The 12,478-nt window shown below is 71.3% G+C and carries 11 protein-coding genes and 4 tRNA genes; 6 read left to right on the forward strand and 9 right to left on the reverse strand.

Annotated features, from left to right (window positions below):
- Positions 1-207 precede the first annotated feature (207 nt).
- From ABTZ59_RS29655 to ABTZ59_RS29665, 3 genes are all read left to right on the forward strand, one after another.
- Positions 208-657 (forward strand): hypothetical protein, encoded by a 450-nt coding sequence (locus ABTZ59_RS29655; RefSeq protein ID WP_351419784.1) that lies wholly within the window; start codon positions 208-210, stop codon positions 655-657.
- A gap of 86 nt (positions 658-743) precedes the next feature.
- Entirely contained in the window at positions 744-1,544 is an 801-nt protein-coding gene (locus tag ABTZ59_RS29660; protein WP_351419786.1) for a DsbA family protein, read from the forward strand.
- On the forward strand, positions 1,541-2,449 hold the full coding sequence (locus ABTZ59_RS29665; RefSeq protein WP_351419789.1) for a cytochrome c biogenesis CcdA family protein: 909 nt from the start codon (positions 1,541-1,543) through the stop codon (positions 2,447-2,449). Before ABTZ59_RS29660 ends, ABTZ59_RS29665 begins: the two co-directional genes overlap by 4 nt.
- 55 nt (positions 2,450-2,504) lie before the next feature.
- On the opposite strand, the gene ABTZ59_RS29670 is transcribed toward ABTZ59_RS29665, so the two are convergent.
- The 5 genes from ABTZ59_RS29670 to ABTZ59_RS29690 form a co-directional block, all read right to left on the reverse strand.
- A tRNA-Phe gene (locus tag ABTZ59_RS29670) sits at positions 2,505-2,578 on the reverse strand.
- A gap of 27 nt (positions 2,579-2,605) precedes the next feature.
- Positions 2,606-2,680: transfer RNA gene (locus ABTZ59_RS29675), tRNA-Asp, on the reverse strand.
- 39 nt (positions 2,681-2,719) lie between these two features.
- A tRNA-Glu gene (locus tag ABTZ59_RS29680) sits at positions 2,720-2,792 on the reverse strand.
- Between the two features lie 80 nt (positions 2,793-2,872).
- Positions 2,873-4,561, reverse strand: coding sequence for a metallophosphoesterase family protein (locus ABTZ59_RS29685; protein ID WP_351419791.1), 1,689 nt, complete (start codon positions 4,559-4,561; stop codon positions 2,873-2,875).
- Between the two features lie 123 nt (positions 4,562-4,684).
- Entirely contained in the window at positions 4,685-5,035 is a 351-nt protein-coding gene (locus ABTZ59_RS29690; protein WP_249951658.1) for a metallopeptidase family protein, read from the reverse strand.
- Positions 5,036-5,280: 245 nt separating this feature from the next.
- Here ABTZ59_RS29690 and ABTZ59_RS29695 point away from each other — a divergent pair, with 245 nt between their 5' ends.
- The 3 genes from ABTZ59_RS29695 (at position 5,281) to ABTZ59_RS29705 (ending at position 8,714) form a co-directional block, all read left to right on the forward strand.
- Complete coding sequence (locus tag ABTZ59_RS29695; protein ID WP_351419797.1) at positions 5,281-5,838, forward strand: hypothetical protein; 558 nt, start codon at positions 5,281-5,283, stop codon at positions 5,836-5,838.
- A gap of 234 nt (positions 5,839-6,072) precedes the next feature.
- Positions 6,073-8,328 carry a DEAD/DEAH box helicase gene (locus tag ABTZ59_RS29700; RefSeq protein WP_503003772.1) on the forward strand — a complete coding sequence of 752 codons (2,256 nt, stop codon included), beginning with the start codon at positions 6,073-6,075 and terminating at the stop codon, positions 8,326-8,328.
- Between the two features lie 310 nt (positions 8,329-8,638).
- Positions 8,639-8,714, forward strand: a tRNA-Lys gene (locus ABTZ59_RS29705).
- Positions 8,715-8,808: 94 nt separating this feature from the next.
- Here the strand turns inward: ABTZ59_RS29705 and ABTZ59_RS29710 are convergent.
- From ABTZ59_RS29710 to ABTZ59_RS29725, 4 genes are all read right to left on the reverse strand, one after another.
- Complete coding sequence (locus ABTZ59_RS29710) at positions 8,809-9,174, reverse strand: site-specific integrase (protein ID WP_351419803.1); 366 nt, start codon at positions 9,172-9,174, stop codon at positions 8,809-8,811.
- 104 nt (positions 9,175-9,278) lie between these two features.
- Positions 9,279-9,491 (reverse strand): hypothetical protein, encoded by a 213-nt coding sequence (locus ABTZ59_RS29715; protein ID WP_351419806.1) that lies wholly within the window; start codon positions 9,489-9,491, stop codon positions 9,279-9,281.
- Between the two features lie 224 nt (positions 9,492-9,715).
- Positions 9,716-10,642, reverse strand: coding sequence for an MASE1 domain-containing protein (locus ABTZ59_RS29720; RefSeq protein WP_503003773.1), 927 nt, complete (start codon positions 10,640-10,642; stop codon positions 9,716-9,718).
- Between the two features lie 133 nt (positions 10,643-10,775).
- Positions 10,776-11,603: a PP2C family protein-serine/threonine phosphatase gene (locus ABTZ59_RS29725; protein ID WP_351419811.1), complete on the reverse strand. Its 828-nt coding sequence runs from the start codon at positions 11,601-11,603 to the stop codon at positions 10,776-10,778.
- Positions 11,604-12,478: the final 875 nt, after the last annotated feature.

Here is a 12,478-nt window from a genome sequence, read left to right on the forward strand (position 1 = left end):
CGGCGCGGCGGCACGGCGGGGCGGAGGGCCGTATTGCCCGGTGGGGACGAGCACCCCTTACGATGCGAGACAGGCACGCCGTACCCCGTACCCCGAATCCCGTGCCTGGTCCTTCCGCTTTCCTTGTCCCCGCACCACTCGTCTTCCCTTGTCCCCGCACGACTCGTCCCGTACAGCCGCCGTCGCCCGGAGAGGTTCATTCACCTGATGTCCCGCGTGCCCATCGGAAGCAGGCGCCGCCGCTTCGTGGGTGTGGGCATGGGCGGGGCGCTGCTGGGGATGCTGGTCGCGCTGCTGTTCTGTCTCCCGTCGGCCGCTGGGGCCGTCGGGACAGTTGTCGCTGCCGAGACGGCTGGGACCGCCGCGACTGCTGGGGCTGCTGGGGCCGCCGGGACCGAGACCGTTACGGGCGCCGACGGGTACGGCGGTCGGGCTCCGGGCTGCGGGCGCGGCGACCGGGACGACGCCGGCACCCCGCCCCTCGCCCCCGCGCGCGGCGGCTTCGTCCATGAACTGCTGCCCGCGCTGTACGACGCCCGCGACTCCGCCGGCGCGTGGGGCATCCCTCAGGCCGTGCTCGCCGTGATACCCGACCGCGGGCCCCCGCCGGTCGCCGCGCCCTCTCCGATCGATCTCTCCGTACTGCTGCGCGTATAGGGGCCGACCGCGTCCGCCGCTTTCGTCCCCCTATCTCACGGATCGCAACGGAGAGTCGATCACCCATGTCCGCACAGCCTTCCCGCATGTCCTCCCGCCGTGCCGTCGCCATCGGCGCCGGTGTCGTGGCCGCCGCCGCCCTGCTCGGCGTCGTCTCGTACACCGCGACCAAACCCGCCACCACCACGTCCGACGCCGCCACCAGCGTCACGACCGGGGAGCGCCCGGTCGCCGAGGTCTCCGCGGAGCCACCGGCCGGGGTCTACCCCGAGCTGGCCAAGCTCGCCCGCCGCGACGGAGCGGACCCCCTCGCCGTCGGCCGCGCGGACGCGCCGGTCGTCCTGATCGAGTACGCCGACTTCAAGTGCGGCTACTGCGGCAAGTTCGCCCGCGACACCGAGCCCGGCCTCATCGAGACGTACGTCAAGAAGGGCACCCTGCGCATCGAGTGGCGCAATTACCCGCTCTTCGGAGAGGAGTCGGAGGCCGCTGCCCAGGCCGGCTGGGCCGCCGGACAGCAGGGTCGCTTCTGGGAGTTCCACTCGGCCGCGTACGCCGAGGGCTCGAAGGAGAAGGGCTTCGGCGACGACCGGCTCGAAGCGCTCGCCCGGGAGGCCGGGGTGAAGGACCTGGAGCGGTTCCATCGCGACCGCGCAGGGGACACCGCAGCGGCGGCCGTACGGAAGGACATGGAGGAGGCGTTCGGCCTCGGCGCCACATCCACCCCGTCCTTCCTCATCAACGGCCGCCCCATCGCCGGCGCGCAGCCGGACGAGACCTTCACCCAGGCCATCGAGTCGGCGAAAGCGGCGGCGGACGCGGCCACGGACGCCCCCGAGGCCGGGAAGAGCGGCAAGGCGGGTACGGACGGCAAGGAGGACCGATGACCGACATCGGATACCCGGTCGCCCTGATCGGCGGCCTCCTCGCGCTGCTCAGCCCGTGCAGCGCCCTGCTCCTGCCCGCGTTCTTCGCGTACTCCATCGACTCGGCCGGCCGGCTCCTGGCCCGTACCGGCCTCTTCTACCTCGGCCTCGCGACCACACTCGTCCCGCTGGGCGCCGCCGGTTCCTTCGCCGGCCGGCTCTTCTACGGGCACCGCGATCTGCTGGTCACCACCGGCGGGGGGCTGATCATCGCGCTCGGGGTCGCCCAGATCGTCGGCATCGGCTTCGCCTCGCGCCGCATGGCCGCGCTGTCGGGCCGGATCCGGCCGACGACCGCGCTGTCCGTGTGCGCGCTCGGCATGGTCTACGGGCTCGCGGGCTTCTGCGCGGGGCCGATCCTCGGCAGCGTGCTGACCGTGGCGGCGCTGAGCGGCAGTCCGGCCTACGGCGGGCTGCTGCTCGCGGTGTACGCGCTCGGCATGGCCGTACCGCTGTTCCTGCTCGCCCTGCTCTGGGAACGGTTCGAGCTCGGCGGCCGACGGTGGCTGCGCGGCCGGGCCCTCCGGCTGGGACGCTTCGAGCTGCACACGACCTCGCTGCTCTCGGGTCTCTTCTTCATCGTCCTGGGAGTGGTCTTCCTCGCCTTCGACGGGACGACGGCGCTGCCGGGGCTGCTGTCGGTCGACGACTCCTTCGCCACCGAACAGTGGGCACGCGGGGTCGGGGCGGCGATCCCGGACTGGGCGCTGCTGGGCGGGGTGGTGCTGGTGGTGGCGGTGATCACACTGGTGCGGTGGTCCCGGGGCCGTGACGACCGCGAGGAGCGGGAGGGGCGCGAGAAGTACGACGAGCGGGCTGAGCCCGCTGAGCGTGCCGAGCCGGTCCGTAACGAGACGGGAGCATGAGAAAAGCCCCCCGCCGAGAATCTCAGTGGGGGGCTACCGCCCTCATGGGCCGAAGTGGCTGGGGCCGGGATCGAACCGGCGACCTATCGCTTTTCAGGCGATCGCTCGTACCAACTGAGCTACCCAGCCACGCAGTTCACCGGAGTGATCTGCAAGCGGTCCTGACGGGATTTGAACCCGCGGCCTCCACCTTGACAGGGTGGCGAGCACTCCAAACTGCTCCACAGGACCAAGCAATGTGCGAGCACTAGTCTCGCACACGGTATTGCGTGCCCCCAACGGGATTCGAACCCGTGCTACCGCCTTGAAAGGGCGGCGTCCTGGGCCACTAGACGATGAGGGCTAAGGGCCCGCCTGGGCGCTTTGCAGCGCGTCGGGGACGTGAGAAGCATATGGGATGGGCAGAGCTATCGCCAAAACGGTTTAGGGAGCGGGCAGGGGGACGTCCGGTGGGGTGGGCGAGGGTGCGCCGGCGCCGGGCGCGGGTGAGGCGGCGCCCGGCGTACGTGAGGGGGAGCCGGTCGGCGGTGCCGGGGAGCCGGTGCCCGACGACGGTCCCGTACCGCCCGTGCCCGACGGATCCGGGCTGGGCGAGGCGTCGGCCCCCGGTGTGCCGATCTCCTGCGGAAGATGGCGGCTGACCTCGGCGGTCGTCAGTCCCAGCCCGCCGAGGGTGATCTCGTCCCAGGCCTGGAGCCGCTTGCTCGTCCGGTCCAGATAGAGCACGGACATCTGCACTTTCTCCGGAGTCTCGTTCTGCACGGCGCGCAGCCCGCCGCCGCCCGTGGAGCCCTCGATCTTCAGCCGGGTGCCGTGCGGCAGCATCTCGGTCTCGCGGTGGTGGATATGGCCCGAGAGAGCCAGCGGGACGAGACCGTCGGTCTCCCGGGCGGCCACCGGGTTGTGGGCGACCGCGATGTGCACGGGTGTGCCGGCCCGCTGCTGGTCGCGCAGTGCGGAGGCGAGCCGGATGCCGGTCATGCGTTCGGCAGGGTCGCCCTGGGCCGCCACCGAGCGGTCGGGGGTGAACTGCGGATCGCCGCTGCCCGCCACCCGAACGCCCGCGACGGTGACGGCCCGGCCCTCGTCCAGTACCCGGACGTTCTTCATACGCCGCAGATACTCCTGGGTGCCGCGCGAGTCGTGGTTGCCGCGCACCCAGACGTACGGGACGTCGAGGTCGGCGATCGGGTCGAGGAAGGTGTTCTCGGCGGAGGCGCCGTGGTCCATGGTGTCGCCGGAGTCGATGATCATGTGGATCCCGTACTGCTCGATGAGGGAGCCGATGATGTGCCAGGCCGCCGGGTTGAGATGGATGTCCGAGACATGCAGGACCCGGAGGGTGGCCGGGTCCGGCTGGAAGGTCGGGAGCGTCGAGGCGGCGTCGTACAGCTTGGTCACGTTGGTGACCAGCCGCGCCAACTCCTTCTGGTAGACGTTGAAATCGTTCACGATCGAGCGCGCGCTGCCGACCACCTGCGGGGCGGAGGAGAGCAGTCCGGAGAACCGCGGCTCCAGGACCGACTTGGGGTTCCAGGTGGCGTACGCGCCGACGCCCGAGGCGGCGAGCAGCGTGAGCGCCAGCCCGCCGGCGATGAGGGCGCGGCGGGGGCGGCGGTAGACGGCGAGCCCGAGGGCGGTCGCCCCGGAGACGACGGCGACGACGGACCGTACGGCCAGCTCGGTGGTGCCGTCCATGACGTCGTGGCTGACCTCGCCCTGGAGCCCGGAGAGCCGCTCGGGGTGCTCGACGAGCGCCTGGGACCGTACCGGATCCAGCTGGTCCACATCGACGTCGAGGCGGATGGGGGCGGTGTGCGTGCTCAGCTCCAGCGCGCCCAGCGGCGAGACATTGATCTTGGTGCCGCCGGTCAGGGACGGGCGCAGCGTCATCTTGGTGTCCATCGGACCGACCGGGGTTTTGACGCTGCCGACGATCAGCAGCCCGAGCCAGGCGCCGAGAAGGACGACCGCGAACAGCCCGAGCGCGCGGGCGTAGGGGTGCGGTGAGTGGACCAGGGCGCTGGTGGGGGCGTCGCGGCTGGAACTGAGATGGCCCTGGATGCGGGTGAGCGGGGTACGGAACGGGAAGCGTGGTACATCACGGGCCATTGATCGCGTATGCCCACGATGAGGGCCGGCCATGCCTGCCTGCCGCCATCAGGAGTAGTGGGCGGGGCCTAGGTGTGTCCGATTCCGTCGGGGCCGGGCTCGGGCGCGGGTGAGCGGGGGCGTTCAGCCCCAGCCCAGCTCGTGCAGCCGGTCGTCCGCGATGCCGAAGTGGTGGGCGATCTCATGGACGACGGTCACGGAGACCTCGTGCACCACCTCCTCCGGGGTCTCGCAGTAGCGCAGGGTCGGCCCCATGTAGATGGAGATGCGGTCGGGAAGCACCCCGGCGTACCACTCGCCGCGGTCCGTGAGCGGAGTCCCCTCGTAGAGCCCCAGCAGCTCGGGGTCGGACGCGTCGGGTTCGTCCTCGACGAAGACGGCGACGTTGTCCATGACCTTGGTCAGCTCCGGTGGGATCTGATCAAGGGCCTGGCTCACCAGCTCTTCGAAGGTCTCGCGTGTCATCTCCAGCACATCGCCATTGTCCAGCAGAGTCCGGCGGAACGGCCCCCGCCTTCCGGACGCGCGGGTGCGGGATGTGCGCCGGGCGTGTCCCCGGCGGGGAAAAGGGAGTTGAACAGTGAAACCCTTCCCCCGCCGTCGGCGGGGAGACCCGTTCCGCGCCCCCGGAGGTGCCGCTCGTGCGCCAGTTGTCCGCCCCAGGCCGATTCGCCGTCTGGATCGTCACGTCACTGGCGGTCGCGGCCTCCACAGGCTGCATGAGCGTCGGTGAGGACGAAGGGAAGCCGGCGCCCTCGCGGTCGGCGGAGGGCAGGGGCGCCGCGGCCCAGCCCGACGGCGTCACGGGCGAGGGCGCCGGGGCCGGTGAGCCCTACGCCTGGCAGGGCCGTACGGAGAGCGGCGACCCGGAGCCCGGCGGCGGTGACGACCAGGGGGAGGAAGGCCGGGACGGGAAGAGCGAGGACAAGGGAACGGACGATAAGGACGAAAAGGGGGGCAACGGCGCCTCGCCGAGCGCCAGTTCCGATGTCACACCCTCGCCCGAGCCCTCGAAGGGCACGCGTCCGACGCCCGGAAAGCCGGTGCCGCCGGGCGACGGGCCCGTACCGCCCAAGGAGCCCACGCGCCCGGCGCCGCCCGCCTCCACGCCGCCGGGGCCACCGGACCCGGAACCGCAGCCCGAGCCGGAGCCGGAGCCACCGGAGCAGCCGTCCGCGTCACCGGCGGCGGATGTCCGTTCGGGCGCGAGGTCGCCCGGCGACGGGATGGGGATGCGGAAGGAGCCGGCGGCGTCGCCGCAGCCCGGGCCGGTGTGAGGGAGGTCGCGGCGGGGGCGGTTTGCCTAAGAGGGGGGAGGGTGCGTATGGTAGTAGATCGTTTGATCATTGCCCGGCGCCGACACAGAAGAGCGCCGTGTGGCGCGTACTCTCCCTTGCCGTGGCTGACCGCATTGAGGCGGTCGATTTGCGAATCACGGAGTTTGGGCGCGTGCCGAGACTCCGGAAGGTTTCGCATTTCGCATGTCCATTTCCAGTACTGACCGTGCCGTCATGCCCGAGAACGAGTCCCCCGAGACGGTCGCCGACGTGACCGCCGAGGTCGTTGAGATCGTCGAGAGCGCGGAGGCCGTCGTGGCCCCCGAGACGGCCACCGAGGCCACCGAGATCCGCGGGACCTCCGGGGCCAGCGGGACCTCCGGGATCGACGAGACCTTCGAGGCCGACGAGGCGTCAGACACCGACGAGGCCCCCGGGCTCAGCTTCGGCGATCTGGGCCTCCCGGACGGCATCGTCCGCAAGCTCGCCCAGAACGGCGTCACCGCGCCCTTCCCGATCCAGGCCGCGACCATCCCGGACGCGCTGGCGGGCAAGGACATCCTGGGCCGAGGCCGTACCGGCTCCGGCAAGACCCTCTCGTTCGGACTGCCGCTGCTGGCCACACTCGCCGGCGGCCACACCGAGAAGAAGAAGCCCCGCGGTGTCATCCTCACCCCGACCCGCGAGCTGGCGATGCAGGTCGCGGACGCCCTCCAGCCGTACGGCGATGTGCTCGGCCTGAAGATGAAGGTCGTCTGCGGCGGTACGTCGATGGGCAACCAGATCTACGCGCTGGAGCGCGGGGTCGACATCCTCGTCGCCACCCCGGGCCGGCTGCGCGACATCATCAACCGCGGCGCCTGCTCGCTGGAGCAGGTCCAGATCGCGATCCTCGACGAGGCCGACCAGATGTCGGACCTGGGCTTCCTTCCCGAGGTCACCGAACTGCTCGACCTGGTGCCCGCGGGCGGTCAGCGCATGCTCTTCTCCGCCACGATGGAGAACGAGATCAGCACGTTGGTCAAGCGCTACCTGTCCAACCCGGTCAGCCACGAGGTCGACAGCGCCCAGGGCAATGTCACGACCATGACGCACCACGTGCTCGTCGTGAAGCCGAAGGACAAGGCCCCGGTCACCGCGGCGATCGCCGCGCGCAAGGGCCGCACGATCATCTTCGTACGGACGCAGCTGGGCGCCGACCGTATCGCCGAGCAGCTGCGCGACTCCGGTGTGAAGGCCGACGCGCTGCACGGCGGTATGACGCAGGGCGCGCGGACCCGGACGCTGGCCGACTTCAAGGACGGTTACGTCAACGCGCTGGTCGCCACCGATGTCGCCGCGCGCGGTATCCACGTGGACGGCATCGACCTCGTGCTGAACGTGGACCCGGCCGGGGACCACAAGGACTATCTGCACCGCTCGGGCCGCACGGCGCGGGCCGGCAAGTCCGGTGTCGTCGTCTCGCTGGCGCTGCCGCACCAGCGCCGCCAGATCTTCCGGCTGATGGAGGACGCGGGCGTGGACGCCTCGCGCCACATGGTCGGTGGAGCCGGTGCGTTCGACCCGGAGGTCGCGGAGATCACCGGCGCCCGTTCGCTCACCGAGGTCCAGGCGGACTCCGCGAACAACGCGGCCAAGCAGGCCGAGCGCGAGGCCGCGGAGCTGGCCAAGCAGCTGGAGCGGGTCCAGCGTCGCGCCGCCGAACTGCGCGAGGAGGCCGAGCGCCTGGTCGCCCGTGCGGCGCGCGAGCGGGGCGACGACCCGGAGGCGGCGGTGGCCGAGGTGGCCGCCGAGGCCGAGCGCGCGGTCGAGGCGGCGGCGGCCGCCGCGGCTGCCGTACCGGCGCAGCGCGAGGAGCGCAGGGACGACCGGGGCAACTTCGCTCGCCGCGACGACCGCGGCGAGCGCAGCGGCCGGGGCGGCGCGCGCGGCTACACGCCGCGCGACGACCGTGGTGCCGAGCGCGGCGCGGAGCGCGGTGGGGACCGCGGTGGAGATCGTGGCGGGTTCCAGCGCCGCGACGACCGCGGTGGCTTCCGCCGGGACGAGCGCAGGGACGACCGTGGCGGTGACCGCGGTGGCTTCCAGCGCCGCGACGACCGCCGTGACGACCGTGGTGGCGAGCGGGGCGGGTTCACCCGTGACCGCCGGGACGACCGTGGCGGTGACCGCGGCGGGTTCCAGCGCCGTGACGACCGTGGTGGCGAGCGCGGTGGCTTCAACCGCGACCGTCGTGACGACCGCAACGACCGTGGTGGCGAGCGCCGTGACGACCGCGGTGGCCGCTCCTTCGAGCGCCGTGACCACCGTGGCAGCGACCGCCCGTTCAACCGCGACCGCCGCGACGACCGCCCGTCGAGCGGCTTCCGCGCCGGCGGCCACGACCGCCCCTCCACCCGCCGTGACGACCACCGGGGCGGCACGACGGGCACCGGCACCGGCTCCTTCGGCCGCCGCGACGACAAGCCGCGCTGGAAGCGCAACGGCTGACCGTCGCAACGGCTGACCGTCGCCACGGCTGACCGTCCGGTCTGACGCACGACCAGGGCCCGTGCCCCACCCCCGAGGTGGCGCACGGGCCCTGGCCGCGTCCGAGGACCTGAGGCCCCCGAGGCTCCGCGGCTCCGAGGTTACGGACACCCCGTCCACCCGGGGCCCACGAAGACCGCCTCCGGCCACCCTGCCGGACACCTCCCCCACGAACCGCGCAGACACCCGCGCCGACGCGCGACATACCCACGACGGGATACCCGATCGGCGCAGGGCCGAGGGCGGGCTATGCTCGTGTGTGTTGTGCCGAGGGCCGTTAGCTCAATTGGCAGAGCAGCGGACTTTTAATCCGTTGGTTGTGGGTTCGAGTCCCACACGGCCTACCAACTGCATCACCGTCAGAACCCTCGTTGACTTGCGTCAACGGGGGTTCTGACGTTTCCGGCGCCTGCTCGATGGTGGAATCCGTAGCAGGGGTGGTCACCGAGTGGTCACGCTTGTCGTCGGCCGGTGCCGACTGCTGGGTCTTGCGGGCCCGCGGGATGAGCGCCGACGCGCGGTCGGCTGCGTCGCCTGTTCGTGGCGCGGGATGTGCGGCCGGATGCGGCGCAGGCCCGCGGCGTCGACCAGCTCGGCGACCAACTTGGTGGCGTCGTCGGGGCGCAGCGGGTCGCCGTCCTCCCGGGCGAACACCAGCCCGTGGTCGGCGTACGCCTCGCCCCACTGCTCGTGTTCGGCATCCTGCCGAAGCTTGTGGGAGAGCAGGGCGCCGACCGTAACCTCGTCGAGGTCGGCGACGCGGTCCTCGCCGGATGCCGTCTCCGGCTTCCGGAACGAGACACCCACGTACCTCGACGTCCTCGACGCGCCCGAGCGGGGATTCCGTCCGGAATCGCCCGGCTCTCCGGCCGAGCCCCGCAGCGCGTGGCTGCGGGGCGCCTTGTGGGGGTTTAGTCGACCTCCTGGCCGTCGTACGTACCGCCCACGCAGGGGTTGCCCGGCAAGTCGATCCGGGGCACCCCGCCGCCCTCCCTGCACTGAGAAGGGCTGACGACGGATGGGGCACCCTGTGTGGTGGCGGTGGCGGTGGCGGCGCCTGCGAGGCCGAGTCCGGCGAGGGCTGCCGTGGCGACGACGGCGGCGAGGATTCGTCGAATGCGCATGTGGTTCCCCTTTCACAGATTGCCTCGGTTGGGGCACTAGCCAGCTTGATCTACGCCCATGTGGGCGGCACGTCATGCTGCGTCATTCAGGTGACACGGCTGTCGGGAGCGGGGCCGCTGCCCCGGCCCGCCCAAGGCCCTCGCGGCCGACTGGGGAAGGCGGGACGGACGGCGGAGCGATGGCAGCTCTGGGGGTGGGGACGGTCTGCGCGCACGTCGCGATCTCAGTCTTCGGGGGGAGCGCGGTGAGGTCCCGTGTCCTGGCGCTTGACCGCGTCGGAGAGCTGCGCGCACAGGCGCCCGATCTCTTCGTGGGTGCGGTTCCGTTCGGTAACGACCGCTGTGAGGAGCAGGGCGGTGAGGGAGACGGTGCCGTTGAACGCCTGGAGGGTGACCATGTTGGTGAGGAGACCGTGGTGGGCGAAGGGGCCGGTCATCCGGCCGGCGGCGAGGATCGCGAGCGTGGAGACGCCCAGGGCGCAGGGTGCGGCCCCCGCACGTTCGAAGCGGAACGAGGCCCAGATCAGGAAAGGGAAAACGAGGAAGAGCAGAGAAGATCTGCCGGTGCTGGTCGCCAGGAGGGTCACGGTCAGGGTGCACGTCGCCAGCGCTACCGCCTCGGCCCAGATCAGGGGGCCGGCGGCGGGTGGCCACCGTGCCCATCGGACCGCGAGCAGGAAGGGGGTGACGACCAGCACGCCCATGGCGTCGCCCGTCCACCACACGGACCACGTCGGCCAGAAGCCGCTGGCCGGCAGTGCCCCTGACAGGAAGAGTGCGCTGCTGCCGATGGTCGTACTGATCAGGGTGGGACCCAGGGCGCCGAGGAAGACCAGGGCCAGTGCATCTTGTAAGCGGTCGAGGCCGTTGTGGAAACCGGCACGCCTCAGCAGCAGGTAGGAGCAGACCGGGGCGAGGGTGTTGCCGACGACGATCGCCAGTACGGACGGGACATTGGGGCCGATGGTGATGTTGACCGCGAGGGCGCCTAGGGCGATGCCGGGCCAGACCCGCGCTCCGAACAGGAGCAGGGCAGCGACCGAGATACCGGTCGGAGGCCACAGGGGTGTGACTTGGCCGCGCACCAGCTGCTGGAGCAGCCCCAGGCGGGCGGTGGCGTAGTAGAGGGCGACGACCGCCAGAATCAGCAAGGCAGTGGCTTTGTGCCGCCTGAGTTGTGCGCTGTCCACCACATCAGCATCAGACACCACACCGAGGGGGCCGGGCCGGACGGACGCGCCGACACCACCGCACTGCCGGCGGGTCGCGGGCGTAACGCCTTCGCTACTGGACGTCCGGCGGACCGTCGTGGCGGACGACGAGAACGGCGGCATCGTCGTTGTTTCCGGTGAGGTCGGCGACCCGGATCACCCGCGACGCCAGGATGTTGGGGGCGACACCACGCCCGGCGCCCACCAGCCTGGCCACCTCCGCCAGGCCCTCCTCGATCGGGTAGGCCGGCCCTTCCACCACGCCGTCGGTCAGCAGGACGAGGTAACCGGGCTGTGTCAGGCGTCGATAAACCACCGGGTAGCTCTGGCCGGGCAGAATCCCCAGAGGAACCCCGCCGGCGTCCAGGGACACACCCGAATCGCCCGAGTCGGTGCCCCACACCATCGGGACGTGGCCGGCCCGGGCAACAGCGAGATCGCCGCTCCGCGGTGCGAGGCTCAGCAGGCAACAGGTGGTGAAGAGGTCGCAGCCGAGCGAGATCAGCAAGTCATTGGCGCAGTTCAACACCTCCCCGGGGTCACCCGTGACACTGGCGAGGGCCCGAAGGCTGGCACGAGCTTCTCCCATGAAGGCGGCGGCCTCCACTCCGTGGCCCTGCACATCACCGATGGCTATCCCCGCCACCCCGTCTCTCATCGGGAAGGCGTCGTAGAAGTCACCGCCGACAGCCAGACCGTCCTGCGAGGGCGAGTACCGGGCTGCCAGCCGGATGCCCGGAAAGTCGGGCAGTTCGGAAGGGAGCATGTGCCGCTGCAGCGCCATGCCGAGCTCCGCCCGGGCCTGCTGGAGCCTGATGTTCTCCAGTGCCTGATCGACAAGACGCGCCAGGGTGCAGAGGAGTTCCTGGGTGCTGTCAGGCGCTTTGCGGTGTCGGTACATGACATTCCTGCTATTCCGATTCCCCCTGGTAAAACCCTAGCCCGGTCGCCCCACTTCGCGCGGATTGGCCGACACTCGCCCGGCCCGCGGCGGGAGTGCGATCCGCCCCCACCGTCATGGGCCTGCACTCCTGACGGAAAGCTCGCCTGGTGAGCGATGGGCGACAGGGGCACGTCACGCTCTGTCGCACTCCCTCCGCCCTCCGTGATGATCTCCCTCGCTTCGCCACAGCGTGGAATGATCACTCCACACCGTGAGGGTTCGGTGCCACCGAACCGCAAGCCGAAAAGGGGCGCCGATCGGCCGATGTCCCGCCGCGCCCCTGACGGGTCGTTCAGTCCTTGGTCGCCCCGGTGAGGAGTCCTCCCGGCGCCGGCGGCCGGGCCGGGGTGTGGGCCGGCTCCGGGGCCGGGGCCGCGTGCGTCCGGGGTCGGGGGACGGCGTGGCAGGGGCAGTCGCAGCGCAGCGTTTCGATCGCCGGTCCTGTGCGCGACTGCCAGGGGAGCCGGGTCTCGCACGGGCCGTGGCACTCCGCGTGTTCGTCGATACGGCACGCCGGTGCCGTATAGGCGGGCACCTTTGGTGTCACCGGGCCGCTTCCACTTCGTGTCCGTCCGTCGTCGGTCGGGTTGCCGCGTCATCCGTAGGTGTGGCTTCCGCGCCGTACCCACGGGGCCGGGGCGATGCCACGGCAATCACCATGACAGCCTTCCCGCTACGCTGAGTTGCCCGTCCATTACTGGGGCTCATGACAGTAGGGACGCGGAGATCACCGCCTGAAGTGACCACGGGTACGGGTAGCCGGCCGCGGTTCGCGTGCGATTGGGGGCCCCGTGCCGAACGTTCCGCGGTTCACCCTGACCGGCAGTCGGGAG

Origin of the sequence: Streptomyces sp. NPDC094034, from assembly GCF_040303865.1 — a bacterium.
In the GTDB taxonomy this organism is placed as follows: Bacteria; Actinomycetota; Actinomycetes; order Streptomycetales; family Streptomycetaceae; genus Streptomyces.